At 62.8% G+C, this 24,515-nt stretch carries 24 protein-coding genes and 1 pseudogene; 20 read left to right on the forward strand and 5 right to left on the reverse strand.

Annotated elements, in window-relative coordinates:
- Positions 1-251, forward strand: a 251-nt coding sequence (locus tag DYI22_RS16810) for a hypothetical protein (RefSeq protein ID WP_213479215.1), incomplete at its 5' end; no start/stop codon positions are given.
- Complete coding sequence (locus DYI22_RS17720) at positions 193-558, forward strand: SecDF P1 head subdomain-containing protein (protein WP_416234605.1); 366 nt, start codon at positions 193-195, stop codon at positions 556-558. The genes DYI22_RS16810 and DYI22_RS17720, both read left to right, overlap by 59 nt.
- A gap of 358 nt (positions 559-916) precedes the next feature.
- On the opposite strand, the gene DYI22_RS16815 is transcribed toward DYI22_RS17720, so the two are convergent.
- Together DYI22_RS16815 and DYI22_RS16820 are read right to left on the reverse strand one after the other, a co-directional pair.
- A complete protein-coding gene (locus DYI22_RS16815; RefSeq protein WP_213479216.1) occupies positions 917-1,126 on the reverse strand; it encodes a type II toxin-antitoxin system RelE/ParE family toxin in 210 nt (69 codons plus the stop codon).
- Positions 1,126-1,365 carry a type II toxin-antitoxin system ParD family antitoxin gene (locus DYI22_RS16820; protein WP_213479217.1) on the reverse strand — a complete coding sequence of 80 codons (240 nt, stop codon included), beginning with the start codon at positions 1,363-1,365 and terminating at the stop codon, positions 1,126-1,128. Before DYI22_RS16820 ends, DYI22_RS16815 begins: the two co-directional genes overlap by 1 nt.
- Positions 1,366-1,533: 168 nt before the next feature.
- Between DYI22_RS16820 and DYI22_RS16825 the strand changes: the two genes are divergently transcribed.
- From DYI22_RS16825 to DYI22_RS16860, 8 genes and pseudogenes are all read left to right on the forward strand, one after another.
- Positions 1,534-1,776, forward strand: coding sequence for a type II toxin-antitoxin system Phd/YefM family antitoxin (locus tag DYI22_RS16825; protein WP_149391919.1), 243 nt, complete (start codon positions 1,534-1,536; stop codon positions 1,774-1,776).
- Positions 1,773-2,036 (forward strand): Txe/YoeB family addiction module toxin, encoded by a 264-nt coding sequence (locus tag DYI22_RS16830; RefSeq protein WP_213479218.1) that lies wholly within the window; start codon positions 1,773-1,775, stop codon positions 2,034-2,036. The genes DYI22_RS16825 and DYI22_RS16830 overlap by 4 nt, the downstream gene beginning before the upstream one ends.
- Before the next feature lie 127 nt (positions 2,037-2,163).
- Entirely contained in the window at positions 2,164-2,985 is an 822-nt protein-coding gene (locus tag DYI22_RS16835) for a methyltransferase, TIGR04325 family (protein WP_213479219.1), read from the forward strand.
- A gap of 55 nt (positions 2,986-3,040) precedes the next feature.
- Positions 3,041-4,242 (forward strand): annotated as a pseudogene (locus DYI22_RS16840) (monovalent cation:proton antiporter-2 (CPA2) family protein); the annotation flags it as partial.
- Positions 4,243-4,366: 124 nt separating this feature from the next.
- Positions 4,367-5,881 carry a diguanylate cyclase gene (locus DYI22_RS16845; protein ID WP_213479220.1) on the forward strand — a complete coding sequence of 505 codons (1,515 nt, stop codon included), beginning with the start codon at positions 4,367-4,369 and terminating at the stop codon, positions 5,879-5,881.
- Positions 5,882-5,959: 78 nt separating this feature from the next.
- A complete protein-coding gene (locus DYI22_RS16850) occupies positions 5,960-6,826 on the forward strand; it encodes an MBL fold metallo-hydrolase (RefSeq protein ID WP_213479221.1) in 867 nt (288 codons plus the stop codon).
- A gap of 7 nt (positions 6,827-6,833) precedes the next feature.
- Entirely contained in the window at positions 6,834-8,618 is a 1,785-nt protein-coding gene (locus DYI22_RS16855; protein ID WP_213479222.1) for a SulP family inorganic anion transporter, read from the forward strand.
- Positions 8,619-8,654: 36 nt separating this feature from the next.
- Positions 8,655-9,314, forward strand: a complete 660-nt coding sequence (locus tag DYI22_RS16860; RefSeq protein WP_213479223.1) for an energy-coupling factor ABC transporter permease — start codon at positions 8,655-8,657, stop codon at positions 9,312-9,314.
- Between the two features lie 49 nt (positions 9,315-9,363).
- Here DYI22_RS16860 and DYI22_RS16865 read toward each other — a convergent pair whose 3' ends face one another.
- Complete coding sequence (locus DYI22_RS16865; protein ID WP_213479224.1) at positions 9,364-9,813, reverse strand: potassium channel family protein; 450 nt, start codon at positions 9,811-9,813, stop codon at positions 9,364-9,366.
- 103 nt (positions 9,814-9,916) lie between these two features.
- Here DYI22_RS16865 and DYI22_RS16870 point away from each other — a divergent pair, with 103 nt between their 5' ends.
- The 5 genes from DYI22_RS16870 to DYI22_RS16890 are packed head-to-tail and all read left to right on the forward strand — an operon-like array spanning position 9,917 to position 18,384.
- Positions 9,917-11,155 (forward strand): efflux RND transporter periplasmic adaptor subunit, encoded by a 1,239-nt coding sequence (locus DYI22_RS16870; RefSeq protein WP_213479225.1) that lies wholly within the window; start codon positions 9,917-9,919, stop codon positions 11,153-11,155.
- Positions 11,152-14,301: an efflux RND transporter permease subunit gene (locus tag DYI22_RS16875; RefSeq protein ID WP_213479226.1), complete on the forward strand. Its 3,150-nt coding sequence runs from the start codon at positions 11,152-11,154 to the stop codon at positions 14,299-14,301. The genes DYI22_RS16870 and DYI22_RS16875 overlap by 4 nt, the downstream gene beginning before the upstream one ends.
- Positions 14,302-14,312: 11 nt before the next feature.
- The gene (locus DYI22_RS16880) at positions 14,313-15,038 is read left to right on the forward strand and encodes an ABC transporter ATP-binding protein (RefSeq protein WP_213479227.1); all 726 of its coding nucleotides are present in this window, start codon (positions 14,313-14,315) and stop codon (positions 15,036-15,038) included.
- Entirely contained in the window at positions 15,035-17,296 is a 2,262-nt protein-coding gene (locus DYI22_RS16885; RefSeq protein ID WP_213479228.1) for an FtsX-like permease family protein, read from the forward strand. The genes DYI22_RS16880 and DYI22_RS16885 overlap by 4 nt, the downstream gene beginning before the upstream one ends.
- The gene (locus DYI22_RS16890; RefSeq protein ID WP_213479229.1) at positions 17,293-18,384 is read left to right on the forward strand and encodes a lipocalin-like domain-containing protein; all 1,092 of its coding nucleotides are present in this window, start codon (positions 17,293-17,295) and stop codon (positions 18,382-18,384) included. Before DYI22_RS16885 ends, DYI22_RS16890 begins: the two co-directional genes overlap by 4 nt.
- A 12-nt stretch (positions 18,385-18,396) precedes the next feature.
- Here the strand turns inward: DYI22_RS16890 and DYI22_RS16895 are convergent, their stop codons facing one another.
- Positions 18,397-19,605, reverse strand: a complete 1,209-nt coding sequence (locus DYI22_RS16895; protein ID WP_213479230.1) for an ammonium transporter — start codon at positions 19,603-19,605, stop codon at positions 18,397-18,399.
- A gap of 207 nt (positions 19,606-19,812) precedes the next feature.
- Positions 19,813-20,220 carry a YkvA family protein gene (locus DYI22_RS16900; RefSeq protein WP_213479231.1) on the reverse strand — a complete coding sequence of 136 codons (408 nt, stop codon included), beginning with the start codon at positions 20,218-20,220 and terminating at the stop codon, positions 19,813-19,815.
- A 408-nt stretch (positions 20,221-20,628) separates the two neighbouring features.
- Between DYI22_RS16900 and DYI22_RS16905 the strand changes: the two genes are divergently transcribed.
- From DYI22_RS16905 to DYI22_RS16925, 5 genes are read left to right on the forward strand one after another with little or no spacing between them, the layout of a single operon-like run.
- Complete coding sequence (locus tag DYI22_RS16905; protein WP_213479232.1) at positions 20,629-20,790, forward strand: Flp family type IVb pilin; 162 nt, start codon at positions 20,629-20,631, stop codon at positions 20,788-20,790.
- Between the two features lie 21 nt (positions 20,791-20,811).
- Positions 20,812-21,252 carry a TadE/TadG family type IV pilus assembly protein gene (locus DYI22_RS16910; protein WP_213479233.1) on the forward strand — a complete coding sequence of 147 codons (441 nt, stop codon included), beginning with the start codon at positions 20,812-20,814 and terminating at the stop codon, positions 21,250-21,252.
- A gap of 24 nt (positions 21,253-21,276) precedes the next feature.
- Complete coding sequence (cpaB, locus tag DYI22_RS16915) at positions 21,277-22,137, forward strand: Flp pilus assembly protein CpaB (RefSeq protein WP_213479234.1); 861 nt, start codon at positions 21,277-21,279, stop codon at positions 22,135-22,137.
- A complete protein-coding gene (locus tag DYI22_RS16920) occupies positions 22,127-23,308 on the forward strand; it encodes a type II and III secretion system protein family protein (protein ID WP_228301104.1) in 1,182 nt (393 codons plus the stop codon). Before cpaB ends, DYI22_RS16920 begins: the two co-directional genes overlap by 11 nt.
- Before the next feature lie 4 nt (positions 23,309-23,312).
- Positions 23,313-24,509, forward strand: coding sequence for an AAA family ATPase (locus tag DYI22_RS16925; protein WP_213479235.1), 1,197 nt, complete (start codon positions 23,313-23,315; stop codon positions 24,507-24,509).
- Positions 24,510-24,515: the final 6 nt, after the last annotated feature.

Here is a 24,515-nt window from a genome sequence, read left to right on the forward strand (position 1 = left end):
GCTACGCACTGGTTACCGGTCTCTCGAATGAGGAGCCTGCCATCATCGAGCTGCTGCATGAAGGCCCCCAGCGGCCACTGGGGGTGGGCCTCAATTTACCCAAACACGGCAGGAATTATCCATACAAGTCATTCAAGTTCGTGCGCATAACCGAGTGTCTACTTTTCGTGGATAGGACCAGCAATCGTGATGATGAAATGGGTCGCAACTCTCTTGTTGGTTACCCCCGGTGCCGTACTAGCAGAGACTGAGCTAGACTTTCACCTGTGTTCGGCTTATGTGCAGCAATCGGAAGCAGGTACACAGATCGAAAATGAATGGCCGGTTCACGTAAAGTTGACAGAGGTTGGCGCCATAAGTTTTGAGCGTTTCACTGATGCGAACATTGGCAGAATGAGCCGAATTATTGTCGGTGGTCGCGTATTTTTGAGAGCGACGATATGGACGCCAGTTCCTAGTGGAACCTTACGTGGGAAATTCAGCTCCCAGGAGGTTGCCAAAGCATGGCAGCGAACTCTTGTAGGAGAGTTACCGGCAGCTCCGTGCGGTGTGAACTAAAAAATGCCTAACCAATCGCTCAAGTACGTTATGCACTACATGGATGACGAGACGTGAGTAAGAATCTTTATTTACTGCTGCTGTGTATTTTGGTGGCGGGATGTAGCAGCAAAGCCGTGTACGACAATATGCAGCGGAACAACCGACAAGAATGTGTCAATGTGCCACCGGCTCAGTATGAGGAATGCATCCAACGTTCCAGTAAATCATACGAAGAGTACGAGAGGGATCGGGCAGAGGTGCTCAAGTCCGAGTGATAGTGCTTCGGGCTCTCGAACATCGGGTCATAGGCCTGCCCAGCGGTGGTGGCTGCATAACAAGGCGCATCAATTCGCGGCCGGTGGCCGCCGGACGCCCTTTACATTGCGGCTGCGCCTCCATTCCAAGGGCGCTGAATTTCGGCGTCATTGACTTGCCCCAAGTTCGGATTGTCAGCCAGAAGGTGGAAGCATTGATCGAACTGGAGAACATAGTGGTTTCGTTGATCTCGACCCCATTCACGCTCCGTGTATCGGGCAATAGATTTGAGGTCAGCTTTGGCCTTCCTGGAAAGCTTGAAACTTGGCATCAGCGCCCTTCGTTGTCCAGTTCACGAATAAACGAGTCATAGGAGTAGTCTTCGAAACCACTATCTTCGCCTTCCTTAAGCAGTTTGCGGAGCGTAGTCAGGCGGGTTTCAGACTCTTCGAGCAGGCGCAATCCTGCACGAACAACCTCACTGGTTGAGCTGTATCGGCCGTTTTTGAGCTGTTCTGCAATGAACGCATCAAAATGTCGGCCTAAAGTGATGCTGGTGTTCTTTTGCATGGTTCCATCTCACTAGTACCAATAATTGGTATATTTTGGTTCAGCTGGCATAACAATGCAATCGACGCGACAAGCGCGTGATTGCGGGCGCCATGCAATACGTTCGTCTTGACGTACGTACCTATAGGCGTACACTTGGTTAAAAGTTGAACACGCAAGAGGTGCGTCATGACCGGAATCACAGCAACTGAGGCGCGCAGCAACCTTTATCGGTTGATTGACGAGACCGCCGAGTCCCACCAACCAATCGTCATCATGGGTAAGCGGAACAAAGCTGTTCTGGTTTCCGAAGAAGACTGGTCTGCTATTCAGGAAACACTTTACCTGCTCTCCGTACCCGGTATGCGGGAGTCTATTCGTGAGGGGATGGATACCCCCGCGGATGAATGCGATGAGGAGCTGGACTGGTGACATGGAAGTTGGTTTACACCAAGCAAGCCCAGAAAGATTCAAAAAAGTTGGCCTCCAGCGGCCTCAAACCAAAAGCCCAGGAACTGTTAGCGCTTATAGCGGAAGATCCATACCGCAAGCCGCCTCCGTTTGAGAAGCTCATCGGTGATCTTGCGGGGTCCTATTCACGCCGTATTAATATTCAGCATCGCCTGGTCTACCAAGTACTGGAGGACGAGCAAGTGGTGAAAGTCCTCAGGCTCTGGAGCCACTACGAATAATGCATAACCAGCCGCTGTTGCCGGGCGATCATTGCGATAACGTTTTTCCGGGCTGTTTCCGTCGCTAGCAAAACCGCCTGGAGCTGCTAATCTACATCATTATTGTCTCTTTATAAGGGCAATTGTCATGTACGAGCGAGCCAAGGAACTGTTGCATCAGGTCGAGCAGCTGCCATTGATTAACGAGGCGCTCGAACGTCATTACGCCAGACGCTTCGCCAGTGCCACGAACGCCAATCTGTTCTGCGGAGTCTATCCGGATTTTGCGACCGCGTCGGAGCATGCGCCGGCCGGCAAACCGATCGGTTACGACAACGATGCGCCGGCCTCGGCGGAGATGTATCGGTTCCGCATGGCAGCTATCTCGCCGTGCGACTACCCCGTGGCGTTCTGGCTGAACCGGCTGATGCAGCCTGGCCAGCGGCTGCTGGATTTTGGTGGCCATGTGGGGGTGCTGTACTACGCGCTCTCGCGCTATCTCAGTTTTCCGGATGGGTTTGAGTGGCAGCTCTACGACGTACCCGCTGTTATCCGCGAGGCCCGGCAGTTCGCCAAGGCCAGCAATGCGCCCCCCGCCCTGACCTTCTGTGACGACCTGAAGCAGGCACCCGCTTGTGACTGGGTGCTGTTCTCCGGGTCATTGCAGTATCTGCAAGATTCCTTAAGCAGCCTCGTGGGTCAGCTTCGCACCCGCCCCACTTACGTGTTGATCAACATGTTGCCGGTGCACCGCACCAAAAGCTTTGTGACGCTGCAGAACATCGGTACCGCCTTCTGTCCGTACAAGATCTACAGCGCCGATGAACTGGCCGCCGAGGTGGCGACCCTCCGTGGTGAAGTGGTCGATCACTGGCGAAATGCCGACAAGGCGTGTTCCATCCCGTTTCACGCCGGGCACTCCCTCGACTATTATTGTGGGCAACTGATCCGGTTACCGGCAACGCAGTAAGCATCCCGTTGACTGGCGGCCCCACCCACAGCCATAGACACATGGACTCCCATCGATGACTGAGTATTTCATCCAGGCCTTTATTTACCTGGCGGCCGCGGTGATTGCGGTGCCTCTGGCAAAACGTTTTGGCCTCGGTTCGGTCCTCGGTTATCTGGTCGCCGGCGTGGTCATCGGCCCGGTGACCGGTCTGGTGGGTCAGGAAACCACCACGATTCAGCATTTTGCCGAGTTCGGCGTGGTGATGATGCTGTTTCTGGTGGGTATGGAACTGGACCCGAAATCCCTGTGGGCGATGCGGGTACGTTTGCTGGGGCTGGGTGGCCTGCAGGTGGTGCTGACGTCGCTGGCGGGCATGGCCATCGCCTGGTCGCTGGGCCTGGCATGGCAGACCACGGTAGCGGTCGGGCTGATTTTTTCGTTGTCGTCCACCGCCATTGTGCTGCAAACCCTTAACGAGAAGGGGCTGAACAAGACTGAGGGTGGCCGCGGCGCGTTTTCGGTGCTGCTGTTTCAGGACATCGCCGTTATCCCAATGCTTGCGGTGATTCCGCTGTTGGCGGTAGCAAGCCTCGCCCAGATCGGTGAGGGCGATGCCCAGCCGCATGGAGGCTTCAGCCTGGTGGCGAACCTGCCGGACTGGGCGCATGCGTTGGTGGTGGTCGGCGCCGTTGCGGTTGTGATCGTCGGCGGTCACTACCTGAGCCGACCGCTGTTCCGCTACGTAGTGCAATCGGGGATGCGGGAGGTGTTTACCGCCATGGCGCTGATGCTGGTCATCGGCATTGCCGCGCTGATGAGTGTGGTGAATCTGTCGCCCGCCCTTGGCGCTTTTCTGGCGGGGGTGGTGCTGGCCAACAGTGAGTTCCGCCATGAGCTGGAGGCCAATATCGAGCCCTTCAAGGGGCTGCTGCTGGGGCTGTTCTTCATCACCGTGGGGGCCGGCATCAACTTTGAGGTGCTGTCAGCGCAATGGCCAACGGTGCTGACATTGGGGTTGCTGGTCATTGCGGTCAAGGCCGGGGTGCTGCTGTTGCTGGCGCTGGTGGTGGCCATCGATGACCGCGATCGAGCCCTGGCGCTGGTTCATCAGGTGAAGCAGCATTGTGGGTTCTGGCGCGGGCCTTTGACCGTGGCCATGGTTACGACCTGCGCGCTGCCGGCGCCGATGACGTGGTCAGTGAAACCTATCATTCCGCGCTGGAGCTGGGCGGCGAGGCGTTAACCGCGTTTGGTGTGCATCCCCTGCGCGCCCGACCGGGAGAATCCCGGCTGAACAGCCGGCCCGAATGCCTTGCCGCAGTCGCGGCATGGCCGGCGGTACTCTACACTTTTCTCAGGGGCGGTAATAAACCGCCGGGGAAAGGAACAGGGTTGTTCTATGCACCATGAGCAGGCTGCGGACGATTCGGAGCGCCGGTCGCCGGCGTTCTTCAATAAACTGACCGCCAGTGTACCGGGGGTTATCTTTACCTACTGGCTCAGTGCCGACGGTCTAGAACACCGGTATCCCTACGTCAGTGGCCAGGTCATGCGGCTGTTCGGGATAGAGCCGGCTGAACTGCAGGCCAGTGCCGACGTCATCTTCAGTATTATCCATCCCGAAGACGCCGAGGGCGTGCGTGACAGTATTCATGAATCGGCGGCAAAGCTGACGCCGTGGCAATACCGGGCCAGGCTGCGGTTGCCCTCGGGCGAGTATCAGTGGTTCGAGGCTAATTCGGAGGCCGAGCGGCAGTCAGACGGCAGCACCCTCTGGTACGGCCAGTTTCACAACATTCACCACTACAAGACTTTGGAGCAGACGCTGCGCGAGAGCGAGGCGGAGTTTTCCTTTCACGCCGGTTTCCAGCACCTGATTGCGCGGCTGTCCACCGAGTTCATCAACCTGCAGTTCGGCAGCATCGACGAGTGCATCAACGAATTGCTGAAAGCCATCGGCGAGTTCTTCAGCGTGGATCGCGCCTACCTGTACGAATTCTCCGACGACTACCGGGTGATGACCAACACCCACGAATGGGCCCGCGCCGGTGTGCCCGCCCTGATCGAGACCCAGCAGGCAGTGCCGATCAGCGACTTCCGGTGGTGGCACGACCAGATTGACGCCATGGTGCAACACAACCGGGTGGTGTTTATCCCGGACGTGGCCGGGTTGCCGGCCGAGGCGGTGGCGGAAAAGGCGTTGCTGGAAGAGCAGGGGGTCAGTTCCATGTTCTGCGTGCCGGTGAAGGTGCGCGGGCGGGTGGCCGGCTTTTTCGGGGTGGATTCCCTGCGCCAGCGCGGCTGGCGGGAAGATCAGGCCGATCTGCTGATCATTGTGTCGGGGCTGCTGTCCGGTGCGCTGGAACGTTACCGGCTCGAGCAGGAGCTGTTGAACCAGTCCATCCGGGACCCGCTGACCGGGCTGCATAACCGGCGTTACCTGATGCCCCGGCTGTTCGAAATGCTGGGTCGGGCGGCCCGGGATCAGGAGTCCTTTGCGGTGGCCCTGTTCGACATTGATCACTTCAAGCAGATCAACGATGAGTTCGGGCACCTGGCGGGCGATTTCGTGCTCACGGAATTTGCCCGCCTGCTGGGAATGCAGGTACGCACCACGGATGTGGTGGCGCGCTTTGGCGGCGAAGAGTTCGTGGTCGCCTTTGTGCTGGAAGAGGCGGATAACGTCGCCAGCCTGGTGGGTAGAATCCTGCAGTCGGTGCGCGGCCATGACTTCCTGTTCGAGGGCGCGGCGATGGATGTAACGGTCAGCGCCGGCATTGCCGGGGTGGTGGACCTGCCTTCGGTCCCTCTCACGCCGGAGCCGGTGATCGGCAAGGCGGATCAGCATCTGTATCTGGCGAAGCAGGCCGGGCGGGATTGCTTCGTCGATGCATCAGGCGTATGCCGCCTATAACGAAAGATCATTTCACCTCATATGCAAAAAATGTATATCCTTATTCCTAAATTACCGAGGCATCGGTGGAGGTGACCCATGACCAATCCAATCGTTCAGCATTTTTTCGATGAGCCGACGAATACCTTCAGTTACGTGGTGCGTGACCCGGAGAGCAGCGCCTGTGCCATCATCGATTCGGTGCTTGATTTCGACTACGCCGCCGGCCGCACCGACGTGGGCTCGGCCGACGACATCATTGCCTATGTCCGTCGCGAAGGGCTGACCGTGGAGTGGATTCTGGAAACCCACGTTCACGCGGACCACCTGTCGGCGGCGCCCTATCTGCATGATCAGCTCGGTGGCCGCACCGGCATTGGCGCCCACATCGTCGATGTCCAGAACATCTTTGGCAAGGCCTTCAACGCCGGCACCGAGTTTGTTCGCGACGGCAGCCAGTTCGGCCGGCTGTTCAACGACGGCGACGAGGTGACGATCGGCCATCTGACGGTGCGCGTGTTGCACACCCCCGGCCATACCCCCGCGTGTCTGACCTACGTGATCGGTGATGCGGCGTTTGTCGGCGACACCCTGTTCATGCCGGACTACGGCACCGCCCGTTGCGACTTTCCCGGCGGCGATGCGCGAACCCTGTACCGGTCGATTCAGAAGGTGCTGGCGCTGCCGCCGCAAACCCGCATTTTCCTGTGCCACGACTACAAGGCACCGGAACGGGAGACCTATCAGCACATGACCACCGTGGTGCAGCAGCGTCGCGAGAATGTGCATGTGCATGAGGGCGTCTCGGAAGACGAGTTCGTGCGTATGCGCACCGAGCGGGACGCCACCCTTGATATGCCGCGGCTGATTCTGCCGTCGGTGCAGGTCAACATGCGGGCGGGCCACATGCCTCCGGCGGAAGACAACGGTCAGGTGTACCTGAAAGTGCCCATCAACCTGTTCTGAGCCGCCCATGAGCCTGAAACGTTACCTCCCGCTGCTGCAGTGGCTGCCGGGTTATCGGCGGGAGCACGCCGTCAGTGACCTGATCGCAGCGGTGATTGTTACCATCATGCTGATCCCTCAGTCACTGGCCTATGCACTGCTGGCGGGCCTGCCGGCGCAGGTGGGGCTGTACGCGAGCATCCTGCCGCTGGTGCTTTACGCGGTGTTCGGCACCAGCCGCACCCTGTCGGTGGGGCCGGTGGCGGTGGCGGCGCTGATGACCGCGGCGGCGCTGGCGCCGATCGCCGAACCCGGCAGCGCGGAATACGTGGCGGGCGCGGTATTGCTGGCGGTGATGTCGGGGTTGATGCTGACCGCCATGGGCCTGCTGAAACTGGGGTTTCTGGCGAACTTTCTCAGCCATCCGGTGATTTCCGGTTTCATTACTGCCTCCGGCCTGGTGATCGCCGCCAGTCAGGTCAAACACCTTGTAGGCATCGAGGCAAACGGCCACAACCTGCTGGACATTGTGATCTCGCTGGCGGCCAACCTTGGCAGTGTGCATGGGCCCACGCTGCTGATCGGGGGCGGTGCCCTGCTGTTCCTGATCTTCGCCCGCAGCCACCTGAAACCGCTGTTGATCCGCGTGGGGGCGAGCCAGCGCGGGGCGGAGTTGGTCGCCAAAACCGCGCCCATTCTGGTGGTGGTGGCCACCACGGCACTGGCCTGGGGGCTCGGGCTGGATGCCCGTGGGGTACAACTGGTGGGCGAGGTGCCGGCCGGGTTGCCGGAACTGACCCTGCCACCGCTGGAGTGGGGGCTGTGGAAACAGCTCGCGGTGGGTGCCCTGCTGATCAGCGTGGTGGGGTTCGTGGAATCGGTGTCCGTGGGGCAGACCCTGGCGGCCAAGCGGCGCCAGCGCATTGATCCGGATCAGGAGCTGATCGGCCTGGGGGCGGCCAATCTCGGCGCCGGCTTTTCCGGCGGTATGCCGGTGACCGGCGGTTTCTCCCGCTCGGTGGTGAATTTCGACGTCGGTGCACAGACCCCTGCCGCCGGCGCCTACACCGCAGTCGGCATTGCCCTGGCTACGCTGGTACTGACGCCGGCCATTGCCTGGCTGCCGACGGCGACATTGGCCGCCACCATCATTGTGGCGGTGGCCTCGTTGATTGATTTTCCCGCGCTGGTGCGGACCTGGCGCTATTCCCGCACCGATTTCGGCGCCATGCTGGCGACCATCGTGCTGACCCTGCTGCACAGTGTGGAGGCCGGCATCATGGCCGGCGTGGGGTTGTCGATCGGGCTGTTCCTGTTTCGCACCAGCCGGCCCCACAGCGCCGTGGTCGGGCGGGTGCCAGGCACCGAGCATTTCCGCAACATCCAGCGCCATAAGGTGGAAACCAGCGCCCATGTGACCTTCCTGCGGGTGGATGAGAGCCTGTACTTCGCCAACGCCCGGTTTCTGGAAGAGCGGGTGATGGACCTGGTCACCCGCCAGCCCGACCTGCAGGATCTGGTGCTGGTGTGCCCGGCGGTTAACCTGATCGATGCCTCGGCGCTGGAAAGCCTGGAAGCCATCAACGAGCGGCTGACCGATGCCGGCGTGCGCCTGCACCTGTCGGAAGTGAAGGGGCCGGTGATGGACCGGTTAAAGAGCACGCAACTGCTCAGCCGTCTCGGCGGTCAGGTCTTTCTCAGTACCTTCGAGGCCTGGCGCAGCCTCGTATTGCCTGAAGGGAAGCCCGAAGATAAGCCTGGAGGCGAGCCTGGAGGGAAGCCGGCGGAGATGCCGGCCAGCGGCGCGCGCTGATACACTGGGTGCTCGCCAGATGAAGGTGAATTGCCCATGGGCATGACGGACAACCTGCTCTCACCCACCCAGTGGGTGGTGACTGCACTGCTGTTTCTCGGGGTGCTTGTGGCCGCGGTGCGCCAGGTGGACTGGCAGGCGCTGCGCCGGGACAACGCCCTGCAGCACTCGTTCTTTGGCGCGGCGGTGGTGCTCGGGTTTCTCTGGCAGTTGCGGGCGGGGTTGTCGCCGGGGCTGTCCATCCACATCTTCGGCATGACGGTGATCACCCTGATGCTGGGGTGGGGGCTGGCGGTGCTGGCAGGCTTGCTGGCACTGGTTATAACCGTGATTACCGGGCGGGAACCGCTGGTGATGTTCGCCGCCAATGGCCTGGTCACGGTGATGGTGCCGGCGCTGGTCAGCCACGGCATCATGCTGTGGGAGCGTCGTCGCAATTTCCGCAACTTCTTCGCCTACATCTTTTTCTGTGGCTTCTTCGGCGCCGGCATTGCCGTGGCCTGCGCCGGGCTGGTGATGTGCCTGATGTTGTGGACGGCGGGCGTGTATGAGTTCCGCGAGCTGGTCCACGAGTACATCCGTTACCTGCCGCTGATCATGCTGCCGGAGGGTTTCGTGAACGGCACCTTCGTGACCGGCCTGATGGTGTTTCACCCGGACCGGCTGACCACGCTGGATCAGCGCCGTTACCGCTGAACTTGAAAAATGAATGCCTGTACTAAACTCAGGCTCAATCGGAACGTAATTATCGGGAGGGCCAGTAGCGCTGCATTTCCACGAACAGGAAGGACGCGCTCCAGGTAATCAGCACCAGCCCCGTCAATGCTTCTATGCCGGTAAGAAAACGCAGAATGCCAAGCGCTTCGATGTCGCCGTAGCCCAGGGTGGTAAAGGTGGTGAACGAGAAGTAGGCGCAATCCAGCAGGCTGCCACTGAAGTTGCCGGCGAGCTCGCCCCAGCCGTCTGCGTGGTGCATCAGGTAAAAGGCGCCGGCAAAGATCCAGACCTGGAGGGTGTGAATGGCGAGGATGCCGATAACGCCGGTCACCAGCCGGAAGTGATGGCTGCGACGCATCTGCGCCAGCACTCCACTCAGACGCAGCAGGGCTTCGTTGTGGATAACCACCACGAGCGCAACGATGAGCGCGTTGAGGATCGTGGCGTTGAGTAGATGAACCTGCTCTGCTAGCGACAAGGGTACCGTTCTCGCTGACCCGTTAGTAAGTGCGTATTGATTGTATAGTAGTCTGATATAAAACGCCCTGAAGGCCTTATTCACCTTAGCTGGCCCGCACTCAATGTCCAAACGACTTATTCCAGTACTGATCCTTGCCGTCGGAATACTCGGCTTTCTGCTGCTCAAGCTGACCCGGCCGGAGCCGGAGCCGATCACCGCCAGCGAACGTAGCTGGCGTGTGGAGGTCCAAGAGGTTGAGCCCGGCACCCATACCCCGATGCTGCCCCTGTACGGCGAGGTGCATGCCCCTGAGCAACTGACGGTGGCCGCCACGCTGGCGGGCCGTATCGCCGAGCGTCCGGTGACTGAGGGTCAGCCCGTGGCCGGGGGCGATCTGCTGGTGGCGCTGGATGAGGCGGATATCCAGCCAGCGTTGGCCCAGGCCGAAGCGCAGCAGCGCGACCTGCAGGCGCAGATCCGGTCTGAGCAGGTGCGTTACCGTAACGATCAGGCGGCGCTGGCCAGTGAGCAGGCCATACTCGACAACGCCCGCCGGCAACTGGAACGCACTCGCTCGTTGGTCAGTCGCAACCTGGCCTCCCGCGAGGCGCTGGAGGCCTCCACCGACGCGGCGGCGCGGGCAGAACTGACCGTGAACACCCGGCAGCGAGCCATCGAGGAGCATCCGGCCCGCCTGCAGAGCCTGCAGGCGAAACTGGCCCAGGCCGAGGCCAATCTCGAAAGCACCCGGCGGGATGCTGCCCGGGCACGGATGACCGCGCCGTTCGACGGCATTGTCACCGACGTTCAGGTGGCCACGGGCGATCAGGTCAGCCGCAACGAGCCGCTGCTCTCGCTGTACCCGGTCGACGGTCTTGAGCTCAGGGCGCGGGTGCCGCAGGTGTTTCATGCCGAACTGCTGGCGGCTCTGGAAAACGGCGATACCCTGCGGGCGGTCAGCAGCGACGGGCGTTACCGCTTCCGGCTGGTAAGCTTTGCCGGCACCAGCGATGCCGCGGGTACCGATGCCATTCTGGCTCTGGAGGGCGACCCAAAAGGCCTGCGCCCCGGCGCACTGGTACCGGTCACCCTCCAGCGCGCCAGCCGCGCAGACAGCGTGGTGATTCCGTTCAGTGCCCTTTACGGTGCCGACAGTGTGTACCTGCTGACGCCGGAAGGCCGGATGAAGCGCGTCGAGGTTGAACGTATCGGCGAGGCGGCCGGGCGCAACGGTGAGCGAAGCCTGCTGGTGTCCGGAGAGGCGCTGGTGCCCGGTGCCCGTCTGATCACCACCCACCTGCCCAATGCGGTCACCGGTCTGAAGGTGGATGTCGCCGCCAGCGGAGCCCCCCAGCCATGAGGCGCAGGCAGGGCGTGATCGGGTTCTTTGTTCACCACCGGGTGGCCGCCAATCTGGTCATGCTGGTGATGCTGCTTGGCGGCGTGCTGGCGCTGACACGGATGAACATCCAGTTCTTTCCCACCTTTGCCCTCGATGTGGTCAGTGTGCGAGTGGTGTGGAGCGGCGCCTCCGCCGAAGACGTGGAGCAGGGCATCACCAATCCGCTGGAGCAGCGCCTGCGCAGTGTTGATGGGCTGAAGAAGATGACCTCCACCTCGGCCCAGGGGGTGTCGGCGATTACCCTGGAATTCGAGGAGGACACCAACCCGATTCAGGCACTGGACGACGTGCGCCAGCAGGTGGACGAGTTTACCAACCTGCCCGCCGAGGCGGAGGAGCCACAGGTCACCCGGCTGGAACGCTACGAGCCGGTGGCGCGGCTGCTGGTGGTCGGCGATGTGGATCGCCGCGAATTGCGGCAGCTGGCCTATCGCTTCGAGGACGAACTGCTGCAGCGGGGCATCGACCGGGTGGCCATTCGCGGTCTGCCGGAACAGCAAATCAGCATTGATGTGCCGGTGGAGCGCCTGGAATCGCTGGGGTTATCGCTGGAGCAGATTGCTCAACGTGTCGGCGCCATTTCACGGGATCTGCCGGCCGGCATGATGGCGCAGCAGGACGCCACCCGTGAACTGCGGTCGGTGGAGCAGCGGCGTAGCCCCCAGGCGTTCGAGGATATCGCGGTGCTCAGTGGTGAGCGCATTGAGCTGAACCTGGGGGACATTGCCATCATCCGCCAGGAAGCCAGGGACAACCAGGCCACGCTCACGCGGGACGGCAAACCGGCGGTGGAGTTGCAGCTGCAACGGGCAGAGAACGGTAACTCGCTGGCCGCTGCGAAGGTGCTGGAGGACTGGCTGGCAGACACCCGGCCGGTGTTGCCGCCAACGATTGAGCTTGAGGTATACGACGAAACCTGGCAGCTGCTGGACGACCGTATCTCGCTGCTGGTAAGCAATGGCCTCGGCGGCCTGGTGCTGGTGGTCTGCCTGTTGTACCTGTTTCTGCCGGGCCGGGTGGCCGTGTGGGTGGCGGTGGGGATTCCCACGGCGTTTCTGACGGCGATGGCGGTGCTGTGGCTGATTGGCGGCTCCATCAACATGATCTCTCTGTTTGCCCTGATCATGGCACTGGGGGTTATCGTGGACGACGCCATTGTGGTGGGCGAGGATGCCGACGCCCATGCACGCATGGGGGAGGCGTCCATCTATGCCTCGGAAGGCGCGGCCAAACGCATGGTCTGGCCGGTGCTGGCGTCGTCGCTGACCACGGTGGCCGCGTTTATGCCACTGCTGGTGGTCGGGGGCGTCATCGGCAACATCCTCGGGGACATCCCCCTGGTGATGATCTGTGTGCTGGTGGCCTCGCTGATGGAATGTTTCATCGTGCTTCCGGCGCACCTGCGGCATGCCTTCGTACCCCGCCGCAAACAAAAGCCGCAACTGGAAGCGGCACCGCCGGGGGCCCTTGCGCGTTTTCGTAGCGGGTTCGAGCAGCGTTTCGACCGGTTCCGCCACGGCCGCTTTCGCCGCTTTTCGCGCTACAGCCTGGAACACCGCGGTGCAACGGTGGCCGGCGCGCTTGCCCTCGCCATCGTGACGGTCGGGCTGCTGGCCGGCGGGCGGCTCGGATTCAACTTTTTCCCCACCCCGGAGCCTTCGGTGTTCTACGCCAACGCCAGCTTCGTTGCCGGTGCCAGCCGGGAAACGGTGGAGACGTTTCTCACCGATATGCAGCTCGCCCTGAACGACACCGAAGAGGCGCTGGGTGGCGACCTGATTCGCCATGCGGTCACCACCCGCGGCAGCACCCTCGGCCCGGAGGGCGCCTCCCGTGCCGGTGATGAGCTGGGCGCGATGATGGTGGAGCTGGTGCCGTCGGACCGGCGCGATGTGCGCAATCCCCGTTTCATTACCGAGTGGCGGAGCCGGCTCGAGCTGCCGGCCGGCCTGGATTCCCTCAACATTTCTGAGCGGCAGTCCGGCCCGCCCGGCCGCGACATCAATGTGCGGCTGACCGGAGCAAGCGCCACCGACCTCAAGCGGGCGGCCGAGTCGCTGGCGGAGGCGGTGCGTAGCCTGCCGGGGGTGCTGGATGTGGAGGACGACATGCCCTGGGGGCGGGAGCAACTGGTCTATCAGGTCAGCACCTACGGCGAGGCGCTGGGGCTGACCACCAGCGACCTGGGGCAGCAGCTGCGAGCCGCCTACGACGGTCGCATTGCCCAGATCTATCAGGACGGTAGAGACGAGGTGGAAGTACGGGTCCAGTTGCCGCGGGCGCAGCGGGAGAGCATGGCGTCGCTGGCCGACATGACGGTGCGCATTCCCGACGGTCGCTTTGTGCCGCTGGTTCAGGTCATGAACCTGGATTACCGCCAGGGTTTCGAGGCCCTGCGCCACGCCGACGGCGTGTTGGCGGTAGAGGTCAGCGCGTCGCTGAACACCCGCATCAGCACCGCGGATCAGGTGCTGAACAACCTGGCGGAGAACGTGCTGCCGCAGCTGGTGCGGGATTTCAATCTGCGCTACAGCTTCGAGGGCCGGTCGGCGGACCAGCGGGAGACCCTGGCCGACATGCAGACCGGGCTGGTGATCGGCCTGGGCCTGATGTATGTGGTGCTGGCGTGGGTCTTTGCCTCCTGGAGTCTGCCGGTGATCGTGATGTCGATTATCCCGTTTGCCCTGGTCGGAGCCCTGCTGGGCCACTGGCTGATGGGACTCCAGCTGACCATTTTGTCGCTGTTCGGTCTGTTTGGCCTGTCGGGCATTGTGGTGAACAACGCCATCATTCTGGTGGCCTTCTATGGGGATGCCCGCAAAAAGGGGCTCGGCATCAACGACGCGCTGAACGAGGCGGCGGTGCAGCGAGTACGAGCGGTGTTGCTGACCTCGCTCACCACCATCGGTGGCTTGTTGCCGCTGCTGTTCGAAACCTCCCTGCAGGCGCAGTTCCTTATTCCCATGGCCACCTCCATTGCATTCGGCCTGGGGCTGTCCACACTGTTGGTGTTGTTGGTGACGCCGGCGTTGCTGTCCTACCTGGAGCAGTTCCGCGAGTGGCGTGCCCATCGTCGCGGTGAAACCGCCGAACCCATCGGATAAAAGGCAGGACCATGACAGAGCCAGTGGTGCAGGTGACCGGTCTGAGCAAGCGTTTTGCCACGGGGGCGGATGCGGTAACGGTGCTGGCAGAGCTCTCCTTCGCCCTGCCGGCCGGGGCGTCACTGGCGTTGACCGGCCGTTCCGGCTCCGGCAAGAGCACGCTGCTGAACCTGCTGTGTGGCCTGGAAGCGCCAGAAGCCGGTCGGTTGCAGGTGTTCGGCGAAGCCTTTGCCGCCGGTGACGACGGGGTCGCCGGGGATGCCTCGGCGCGCTGGGCCCGGCTGCGCCGCCGCGCCATCGGTGTGGTCTTCCAGGACGCCAACCTGATGCCGGCGCTGACGCTGCTGGAAAACGTGCGGCTGCGAGCCACCCTGGCGGGCCAGCCCACCGCGCCGGCCGCTGACTGGCTGGCGCGGCTGGGGCTGGCGGAACTGGCGAACCGCTACCCGGATCAGGTGTCCGGAGGGCAGCGCCAGCGGGCGGCTCTGGCCATGGTGTTTGCCATGAACCCGGGGCTGATTCTGGCGGATGAACCCACGGGCAGTCTCGACCACCACACCGCGGACGACGTCGCCGATAGCCTGTTCAGCCTGCAGCAACACAGCGGTTGCGGCCTGATCCTTGCCACCCACGATCCGGCCCTGGCGGCCCGCTGTCAGTACCGGCTGGATCTGGGGCACGACCGACCCGAACTGGCCGCCACCTCCGCGCTGCCTTCGGCGGCCGCTCCGCCATGACACTGTTTGCGGCTTTGTTCAGTCACTATCGTCGCCACCCGCTGCAGTTGCTGGCACTGGCGTTGATGATTGTGCTGGCGACCACCCTGTGGACCGGTGTCCACCACCTGACCGATCGCGCCCGGGTCAGCCTCGCCGAGAGTGAGCGGGCGGTGGCCGGCCAGCAACAGCTGGTACGGGACGACGGGCAGCCGGTGACCGTGCAGGATTTCGCGAACTTGCGGCGGGCCGGCCTGTGCGTCATGCCCTGGCTGGAAGTACGGCGCCCGCCCCCGGCGGGTCGGGTGATTGGTGTGGACCCGTTCGCCGCGACCTGTTTCGGCGATCAGGCGCCAGGACAGGCCGGCAGCGATGCTCTGAACGGCGAGCCGTTCCTGGACATCGGCGAGGCGGCACAACTGTCGACCAATGGCGGCGAGGGGGTGTTGTCCCTGCTGGTGCCGCAGACCGTTGACCCGGCGCAGCTGCCCCCCGGGTACCAGTTGAGGGGGTTCTCTCTGGGCCCGGCCACCGGAGAACTGGGCGAGAGTTTCCTGCTGAACCTGGATGCGCTGGGAGTACTGGTGCTGCTGATTACGGCGTTGCTGGTGCGCAGCGTTTACCAGTTGGGGTTGGTGCAGCGGCGGGAGAGTTTTGCCCTGCTGACGCGTTTCGGTGTGCCCGGTGGCCGGGTGTGGGGGTGGCTGCTGGCGGAGATGGCGGCGCTGACAGCGCTTTGTGTGTTACCCGGCCTGTGGCTCGGGCGCTGGCTGGCGGCTTTGCTGGGCGGCGGTTTTGGTGCGGCGCTGGAGAATCTGTTTGATACGCCGCTGTACGCGGTGGGAGCGGGTGGTGTGGCCGTACCGGCGCTGGTGATGGGCGCCGTTGTGCTGGCGGCCTGTTTTGCCGACCGGCGCCTGCTGCGGTACTTGCCGGCGGCCCGGTACGTCGGAACCTGGCCCGCGGCGCTGGTGGGGCTGGTTGTGGGGCTGCTTCTGGTCAGGTTTGCCACGGTCCTCGGTTGGCTGTTTGCCGGTATTGCGCTGGTGTTTGTGGCGGTGGGGGTGCTGACGCCACGAGCCCTCGCCGGGATGGCGCAGTGGCGGGCCAGGGCCGGCGAAGGCCTTGGAAAATGGCGGCGGCGGGAGCTGGCGGTGGTGTTTCGTCGCCTCGCGCTGCCGGTGGTGGCGTTGCAGTTTGCGGTGGCCATGGTGCTGGCCGTGCAGGCCCTGGTGAGCACCTTTGAAAACACCTTTGAGGTGTGGCTGGGCCAGCGCCTGGAAGCGGAGTTCTACGTGGAAGTGCCGGCGTTCGTTGCGGTGGCCGATGGAGTCCATTATCTGGACGGCCTTGCCGGGCTGGGCGACTGGCACCTGGTCCAGCGGGGCCGGGCGCAACTGGAGAGCGCCGGTGGCACGCCCGCCTTGCCCCAGGTCGACCTGTTTGCCATTTCCCCGGTGGGCCCGCTGGTTACCGGCTGGACCCTGCTGGTGGCGGCACCGGATGCCTGGTCCAGGCTGGCGGCAGGTGAGGGCGTGATGGTGAACGAGCAACTGGCGCGTCGCCAGGGTTATGAGCCGGGGGACACCATCACGTTCCGACTGGATGGCCGGGCGCGGACGTTGCCGGTGCTGGGTGTGTACGCCGATTACGGCCGACCCGCGGGGGAAATTCTGACCGCCGGGCAGGTGTTGCCCGCCGCGTTCCAGCCCCGTTTTGTGAGTTTTTCCATCAACCCCGGTGCGCTCGCGATGGACGATGTCCGCCAGGGTCTGGCGGCGGCGTGGGGCACCGAGGCGCTGACGGCGCGAGATAATCAGAGCATACAGACCCTGGCGTCCGGCGTGTTTGACCAGACCTTCCTGCTGACCCGCGCCATCACCGTGCTGACCCTGGTGTTGGCCGGGGCGTCGCTGCTGATCATGGGCTGGGTGTTTTTCACCACCCGGGTCTGGTATTACCGGCTGTTGTCGGTGTGGGGGCTAACGCGCCGGGAAGCGGCCAATCAGTTGCGCTGGCTGGCGGTCGCCCTGACCGGCTGCGTGGCATTGGTGGCCTTGCCGCTGGGTGTCTGGCTAACGTGGGTGCTGGTTGCCCGCATCAACCCGCTGGCGTTTGGCTGGTCCCTGCCAATGGCGGTCTATCCCGGATTCTGGCTGGAGATGCTGGGGTGGTGCCTGCTGATCGGTGTGGTTATTTCACTGCTGATGGGGCGGCAGCTGCGTGGCCTGACGCCGGCCCCGGCAATGGCCAACGTGGCGGCCGGGGGTGAACGATGAGCCGGCACCTGAACGCGCATTGCCCGGTGTTGCTGGCGCTGTGCCTGATGCTCGCGGCCTGTTCCGACACCCCGGAACCCGCCGGTTTTGCCGGGCTGGGGGCCGACGTCACGGAAGAAGCATTCGCCCAGCCGGCGAGGGGCGATGACCTGCGTTTTCCGGACGATTTCGGCCCCCACCCGGACCACCGGATCGAGTGGTGGTACCTGACCGCCAACCTGACCACGGATGAGGGCGAGCCGCTGGGGCTGCAATGGACCCAGTTCCGCCAGTCCCTGGTGGCCAGGAATCCCCTCACACCGGCTCCACCGGCGCACCGCTGGCCGCTGGAGGCAGGCTGGATGGCGCACGCCGCTGTCTCGTTCCGGGAGCAACACTGGTTTGCCGAGAAGCTGGCGCGGGGCGGCACCGGGCAGGCTGAGGCCCGGGCCCGGCCCTTCGAGGTGTGGCTCGACGACTGGCACCTGCAGGCAACCGCCCCCGGGCACTGGCGTCTGCGGGTGCGCGATCAGGGCTGGTCCTACGATCTGCGAATTCAGGTGGAAGGCGATCCGGTGGCCCATGGCGACCGGGGTTTCAGCGCCAAGACCGCCGGTGGCGAAGGCTCCATGTATTTCAGCCTGGTGGATCTGGCAATAGAGGGTGAAGTAACCATCGATGGTATGACCCATGCAGTGGCCGGGCGCGGTTGGTTCGATCGCGAATGGAGCAGTCAGTTTCTGAAAGCCGGTCAGCAGGGCTGGGACTGGTTTGCCCTGCACCTGGACTCCGGCGACAAGCTGATGGCGTTCCGTCTGCGTGAGGAGGACGGGGGCTATCTGTCGGGCAGCTGGGTGACGCCTGAGCGGGCGGTGATTCCGCTGGCGGCGGGTTCGTTCAGCCTGGAGGTGACCGGGCAGCGGCAAACCGGAGCGGGCACCGTGCCCGTGCAATGGCGAATCCGGGTGCCGCAGCAGGGAGTGGATGTCACGATCACAGCACCGCCGGGGCAGTACTGGAACGACGGTCTGTTCCCCTACTGGGAAAGCCCGGTCAGCGTCCGTGGCAGCCACCGGGGAGATGGCTACATGGAGCTGACCGGGTACTGAACGCCGGGGCGATCAGTCCATGGAGGTGGCGCCGATCTTGTGAATGCTCACATCGGCACCGTTGAACTCTTCTTCCTCGGTCAGTCGCAGGCCGGAGATGGCACTGATCACGCCGTAGACGATCAGGCCGCCGCCGAAGGCCACGACAACGCCGGCCACGGAGCCGATGATCTGGGACATCAGGCTGACACCTCCGAGGCCGCCAAGGGCTTCCTGACCAAAGATGCCGGCGGCGATCGCGCCCCAGACACCGCACACGCCGTGCAGCGGCCACACACCCAGTACGTCGTCCAGGCGCTCGATTTTCGCCTGCGCCCATTCGAACAGGTACACAAACACTGCGCCGGCGACACCGCCGGTGATCAGCGCGCCCACCGGATGCATCAGGTCAGAACCGGCACACACCGCCACCAGGCCGGCCAGCGGGCCGTTGTGGATAAAGCCCGGGTCCTTGCGGCCCACCAGCATCGCCACCAGCACGCCGCCGACCATGGCCATCAGGCTGTTCACTGCCACCAGGCCGCTGATGCCGTCGAGGGTTTGCGCCGACATCACGTTAAAGCCGAACCAGCCGACGGTAAGAATCCAGGCGCCGAGGGCGAGAAACGGAATGTTGGAAGGCGCGAACGCCACCACTTTGCCGTTGCGGTAGCGCCCATTACGGGCACCGAGCAGCAGCACGGCCGCCAGCGCGATCCAGCCGCCCACCGCGTGCACCACAACAGAGCCGGCGAAGTCGTGGAAGCCTGCACCAAACTGGTTCTCCAACCAGCTCTGGAAACCGTAGTTGCCGTTCCAGATCATGCCCTCGAAGAACGGGTAGACAAACGCCACGATCAGGCCGGAGGCCAGCAGCATCGGGTAGAACTTGGCACGCTCGGCGATGCCGCCGGAAACGATGGCGGGGATGGCCGCGGCGAAGGTCATCAGGAAGAAGAACTTGACCAGATCGTAGCCGTTGGCGGCGGTCAGTTCCGTGGCGCCGGCCATGAAGTGGCTGCCATAGGCGATGTAATAGCCCACGAAAAAGTAGGCCACCGCCGATACGCCGAAGTCGGTCATGATCTTCACCAGGGCATTGACCTGGTTCTTGTGGCGAACCGTGCCCACTTCCAGGAAGGCGAAGCCGGCGTGCATGGCCAGCACCATTATGGCGCCGATCAGTATGAAAAGCGTGTTGGCGCTTTCAGTCAGGGTATGTACTGCACTCGTGATGTCCACGGGTTTTCTCTCCTGATAGATAGAGTGGCTGCCTCTTGGCGGGCAGTGCGTGCATTGATGGAGTGCGCTTCAAGCAAGAGGTGTTCCAAAACAATGCAAAATCAGAAGAGGTAGGAGGTTGGATGGCTTGAGAGTCGAAAGTCCGGTGGTTTTCGGTGCTTTAATGCACCAAGAAGGTGCGTTTATGCCTGCCGCGCACCGTTATGGTCAGGGTTGTGCGTGTTCTTCCTGCTGCTCTTTCCAGGCGGCGTAGCGAATCAGATCCGACTCCACCAGTTTCAGACACAGCGCCACCACGCCGGCATCGTCCACAAAGCCAATGCCGAGGATCAGGTCCGGGATGACATCCAGCGGGTTCAGCACGTACAGCAGTGCGCCTGCGACCGCCGCGATGCTTTTCCAGGGCACGTTGCGATAGTGGCCATTCCAGTAATCACCGATCATCGCGAACATCAGCTTGATGTCACCGCTGAAGCGTTGCAGTTTGCCGCTGCTGCGTACTTTGTCTTCGATTGCCTGTTGACGGCGCAGCAGGTCGTCGAGCTTGTCGCGATCCACCCTGCCGGCTTCCGCCTGAAGCTGGGCTTCGGCGTTTTTCTGGCTGAACCGTGCCATCTGACGTCCTCCTGAAATGCGGTTGCCCAGTATCCCACCCCGGCGGCGCGGCAGGCAATGCATTGGCTGCGAAGCGGCAAATGGTACGCATGTTCAGCTATTGGCCGAGTTGGCCAAGAACCTTGTCATTCTGGGCAATATTTTGCTCCGCCTCGCGGTGGTACTGTCGTGTGACGTAATCGACATGAATTGGCTGTCCAATGATGCCCAGAGTTGATCTGCATCAACGACACCGGCAACGAAACGTGACTGTCGGTTACAAAAATCCTGAAAAATCCCGTCGCGCTTTTGACGGTCTGGGGTCTAATTTATAACTCTAAAGCATGACGCTATGAGGAGTACGGCATGACAATCCAAACAATAAAAGCAGTTCCTGCTCGCCTTTCCACCAATCTTGAGCTCCGGAAAATGGCGTTCAGATCTCGCCAGAAAGGCGCTTCCGCTCTCGAATACATTGTTCTCGTGGGTGCTATCGCGGTGGTGCTCGCCGGCGCCGTGGCCATTTTCGGAGGAGAGATTGAAGGCTTCTTCGACGGCCTGATGACGGATATTTTTGGCGAGAGCGCATAAGCCGGCGCGGAAGCCTTGGAGATGCAAACGCAGAGAGGGGCCATCGCCCTCGAGTTTCTGTTCCTGTTCCCGATGGTGATCGCCATGCTTTACGCGGCGACCACCTATGGCGTTCTGTTCTTTGGCAAATACCAGATGCAGAACGCGGTGGAGCAGGCGGCGGCGACAGCGTTGCGGCTGGATCGCAACCGCTTTGCCGCCGATGAACTCGCGGGCCAGATCCTGGTTGCGGCCAACGCGGCACTGCAGCAGAGCTGGGCGAACACGCCTGCGCGCCTGCGCGCGGGTACCGAATCCCTATCCTGTGAAGTCAACGAGAACGGCGGCATCAGCTTCCTGCGGTGTGCTGTGACCCGTGACAATCAGCAGGCGCCGATGGTGCCGCAGATGAATTTCGGCTTTCTCGGGGCGTTCCCGCCGATGCCGGACAGCATGCGGGCGGAAGCGTCCATGGCGTTCTAGTTCGAACAGCAAGGCATAACAACAATGAACAAACGACTGATCTACGCATTGCCGGCGACGGTACTGGCGCTGGTGGCGCTGGGACTGGCGGTTGCCGGACTGCTCGCTAGCGGGAATAAGGCGCCGCCGGCGCAACCGGCCAGTGTGGCAGAGCCGGTTGCGGAGCCCCGGGCACCGGAGTACCGGTACCTGGTAGCCACCGGCCCCTTGTCGCCGGGCGTTGTCATGAACGAGGAAAGCTTTGTTGCAGTGACCTCTTCACAACCCGTGGTCGGCGCCATCCCCGCCGACGAAGCCCCCTTCGGACAGATCATCCGCAGCCGTCTGGGTGCCGGCCAGATGTTGACCGAGGTCAATCTCCGCAACAACAGCGTGCTTGATTCGCTGGTCCCGGAGGGTCACCAGGCGATGGCAATGGCCGTTGATGAGGTGTCCGGTGTTGGCGGCCTGCTGCGCCCCGGTGATCGCGTGGATGTGACTGCCTCGTTTCGCCGCTCCGACAAGGATGCCCCGGCGGCATTGAAACTACTGCGCAATGTACTGGTACTGGCGGTCAGGGGGGTTCCCTATCAGGGGGAGGCGGACGATGAGAACGATGCCCGTCGCAACAACACGGTCGTCCTGTCGGTTCCCGAAGCGGCCGTTTCGCGGTTGCTGCTGGCATCCAGTGAGGGCAGTCTGCGGCTGGCGGCGGTGGCGCCGGCACCCGCCTCGCCTGCCTCCGAGCCCGCCACCGAGACGCCATCTTCGGTCACCGCCGTCTATCTTGAGGATCTCTTCCCCGCCAAGCCGGAACCGGCCCCGGTGCGGCGCGCATCTCCGCCGCCGGCCACCCGGGTGCAGTTGTTTGAAGGCACCGAATCAAGGAGTGTTTATGTACGGTAAGCCCGGGGCCCCAGGCCTGATGTTTCGTTTCTGGCTTGCCATGGTGAGCAGCCTGTTGGCTGCCGCGCCGCTTGCTGCCCAGGACAGTGATCTGACGGACGGCGCACCGGTCAGCCTGGGAGAAGGCGAGCAGAAAGTGCTTTCGTTTTCTTCGTCGCTGACCAAAGTGGCGATCTCGGACCCGGATGTCGCCGGAGTGTCGGTTGCCGATGACCGTGAACTGCTGCTGACCGCGAAAACCAGTGGTACCGCGGTGTTGTCGGTCTGGCTGGATGGCCGTTCCGGGCCGTTGCGCGCTCCCGTTGTGGTGGCTTCCACGCTGGGCGAAACGCTGCCGTTCGGCACCCAGGTGCAAACGGATATCCGCATCGTGGAAGTGAACCGCAACGAACTGAACGAGCTCGGCATGTATTACTCGAAGCTGTTCGACGGCGGCCGCCTGGGAGCGTCCTTCGCGGCGCCCAGCTCGACGGTGCCGAACTTCGGCAACGGCATTGCCACCAACGGTTTTAATTTTTTCCGCTTCGGCAGCAGTTCCCTGAGCATTCTCAGTGCCCTGGAATCCGGCGGTTTCGCCTACACCCTGGCGGAGCCATCGCTGGTGACCCTGAGCGGCCAGAGCGCCACGTTCCTGTCCGGAGGCGAATTTCCCATCCCGGTGCGCAGCGACGACAACGGCCTGCAGGTGGAGTTCAAACAGTTCGGCGTCAGCCTCAGCCTGACGCCCACCGTGGTCAACGAAAACCAGATTATCCTCAGAGTGGCACCGGAGGTGAGCGATCTGGACGAATCCGCCGGCGTCACTTCCGATGGCATTACCATTCCCGGCCTGCGGGTGCGTCGCACGGAAACCACCGTGGCCATGGCTTCCGGCGAGACGTTCATCATCAGTGGACTGGTCAGCCGCAGCACCTTTAACAACAGCGACCGTATTCCCGGGCTGGGCAATCTGCCGGTACTGGGGGCACTGTTCCGCTCGGATCGGGTGTCCCGTGAGGATCGTGAATTGATCATGGTAGTAACTCCGCATCTGGTCAGCCCCGGTAATCAGGGCAACGGTCAGCTCGAGACCATCGCCCGCGACTACCACCACAGCAGCATGGGCTGGCTGGATATGGCGACCGACGCGACGCCCGGCGAGCGCCCCATCAAACACGGACTGAGCTGGTGACCCCATGAGCAGAGATGACATTCTGGTCTGCGTGGCAGACGATATCGGTATTCGCACCTGGCTGGAACGCACCCTGGATGGCCTCTGGCCGGTGGAATTCGTGGCGTCTTCAGACCTGTCCCGGGTCAGTCGTCTGGTGGAGGCCACGGGCAGCCGCTTTGTGATGGTGGCGGCGGATGACAACGAGCCCGAGAAAGCACTGCGCATCATCAGCGCTGTCACCAAAGCCCGCGACGACCTCGCCGTGGTGTCAGTGACCCGCCGACTGAATCAGGACTTTCTGTTGCGCAGTATGCGGGCCGGTGCCCGGGACTGCTTTGTCGCCAGCAGCGACGGTGAGGAAATTCGCAATCGCATTCAGCAGTTTCTCCACGACACACCGGCACGATCGACGGCAGAGTCTCCTGCCACAGTCAGTCGCAACAAGATTACTCTGGTGACGGGCGCCAGCCCGGTGGTCGATGCCCGCTTCTTTGCCCAGAATCTTGCCTTCACCACCAACAAGCTGTTTCCCGCGGCGCGCATTCTGGCGCTGGATACGTCTGCCACCGACCGCCATGTGTTTTATCTGGACAGCAACAACCGGGTGACGCTGCAGAGCCTGTTGCAGAACCCGGAGGCGCTGGATCAGTCGATGATCGAGACCGCGCTGGAGGAATATACCCCGAACCTGCGCCTGCTGGCGGGCAAGCTGTCGCCGGAGGCGCTGGGTGACGATCGCAGTGCGGATCTCTTCATCGCCGTCAGCCAGCTGATGAGCATGTTCGACCACGTGGTGGTGAACGTGGATCCGATGGTGGCGGATTTCTGGGTCAGTGCCGTTGGCCTGCACGCCAAGGACCTGGTGATGGTGGCCCATCCGATTGTGGAACAGGCCCACGAGGCCCGGCATCGTGTTGATGCCTGGCGCGGCCACCTGGCCCGTGACTGCCGCAAATCGCTGGTGCTCGACTGTTATGAAAAGAAAGGCGCGCCGGCGGTGGGCGAGATTGAACGGGCGGTGGGAATCGACTACATGGGGTCCTTGCCGCTGGACTGGGACAGCCGCCTGATGGCCATCAACGCCGGCTTGCCCCTGCACAAGTTGCCGCGCAAGACCCAGTATCAGCGCCAGCTTGACAGCATGCTCCGGCGTTATGCGACCGATGAAAGCCGCAAAGGCCACGGGCTGATCCGCCGTGGCCTGTTGAAGGCAAGCTGAGGAGGC

The organism is Marinobacter lipolyticus, from assembly GCF_018424605.1.
Taxonomy (GTDB): Bacteria; Pseudomonadota; Gammaproteobacteria; order Pseudomonadales; family Oleiphilaceae; genus Marinobacter; species Marinobacter lipolyticus_B.

Coding starts and splice junctions, on each gene's coding strand:
- DYI22_RS16820 (WP_213479217.1), bottom strand. CDS start 1,365: ATGCAAAAGAACACCAGCATCACTTTAGGCCGACATTTTGATGCGTTC.
- DYI22_RS16905 (WP_213479232.1), top strand. CDS start 20,629: ATGGCGTTCAGATCTCGCCAGAAAGGCGCTTCCGCTCTCGAATACATT.
- DYI22_RS16815 (WP_213479216.1), bottom strand. CDS start 1,126: ATGCCAAGTTTCAAGCTTTCCAGGAAGGCCAAAGCTGACCTCAAATCT.
- DYI22_RS16835 (WP_213479219.1), top strand. CDS start 2,164: ATGTACGAGCGAGCCAAGGAACTGTTGCATCAGGTCGAGCAGCTGCCA.
- DYI22_RS16885 (WP_213479228.1), top strand. CDS start 15,035: ATGACACTGTTTGCGGCTTTGTTCAGTCACTATCGTCGCCACCCGCTG.
- DYI22_RS16825 (WP_149391919.1), top strand. CDS start 1,534: ATGACCGGAATCACAGCAACTGAGGCGCGCAGCAACCTTTATCGGTTG.
- DYI22_RS16880 (WP_213479227.1), top strand. CDS start 14,313: ATGACAGAGCCAGTGGTGCAGGTGACCGGTCTGAGCAAGCGTTTTGCC.
- DYI22_RS16850 (WP_213479221.1), top strand. CDS start 5,960: ATGACCAATCCAATCGTTCAGCATTTTTTCGATGAGCCGACGAATACC.
- DYI22_RS16920 (WP_228301104.1), top strand. CDS start 22,127: ATGTACGGTAAGCCCGGGGCCCCAGGCCTGATGTTTCGTTTCTGGCTT.
- DYI22_RS16910 (WP_213479233.1), top strand. CDS start 20,812: ATGCAAACGCAGAGAGGGGCCATCGCCCTCGAGTTTCTGTTCCTGTTC.
- DYI22_RS16925 (WP_213479235.1), top strand. CDS start 23,313: ATGAGCAGAGATGACATTCTGGTCTGCGTGGCAGACGATATCGGTATT.
- DYI22_RS16870 (WP_213479225.1), top strand. CDS start 9,917: ATGTCCAAACGACTTATTCCAGTACTGATCCTTGCCGTCGGAATACTC.
- DYI22_RS16855 (WP_213479222.1), top strand. CDS start 6,834: ATGAGCCTGAAACGTTACCTCCCGCTGCTGCAGTGGCTGCCGGGTTAT.
- DYI22_RS16890 (WP_213479229.1), top strand. CDS start 17,293: ATGAGCCGGCACCTGAACGCGCATTGCCCGGTGTTGCTGGCGCTGTGC.
- DYI22_RS16900 (WP_213479231.1), bottom strand. CDS start 20,220: ATGGCACGGTTCAGCCAGAAAAACGCCGAAGCCCAGCTTCAGGCGGAA.
- DYI22_RS16860 (WP_213479223.1), top strand. CDS start 8,655: ATGGGCATGACGGACAACCTGCTCTCACCCACCCAGTGGGTGGTGACT.
- DYI22_RS17720 (WP_416234605.1), top strand. CDS start 193: ATGAAATGGGTCGCAACTCTCTTGTTGGTTACCCCCGGTGCCGTACTA.
- DYI22_RS16875 (WP_213479226.1), top strand. CDS start 11,152: ATGAGGCGCAGGCAGGGCGTGATCGGGTTCTTTGTTCACCACCGGGTG.
- DYI22_RS16845 (WP_213479220.1), top strand. CDS start 4,367: ATGCACCATGAGCAGGCTGCGGACGATTCGGAGCGCCGGTCGCCGGCG.
- cpaB (WP_213479234.1), top strand. CDS start 21,277: ATGAACAAACGACTGATCTACGCATTGCCGGCGACGGTACTGGCGCTG.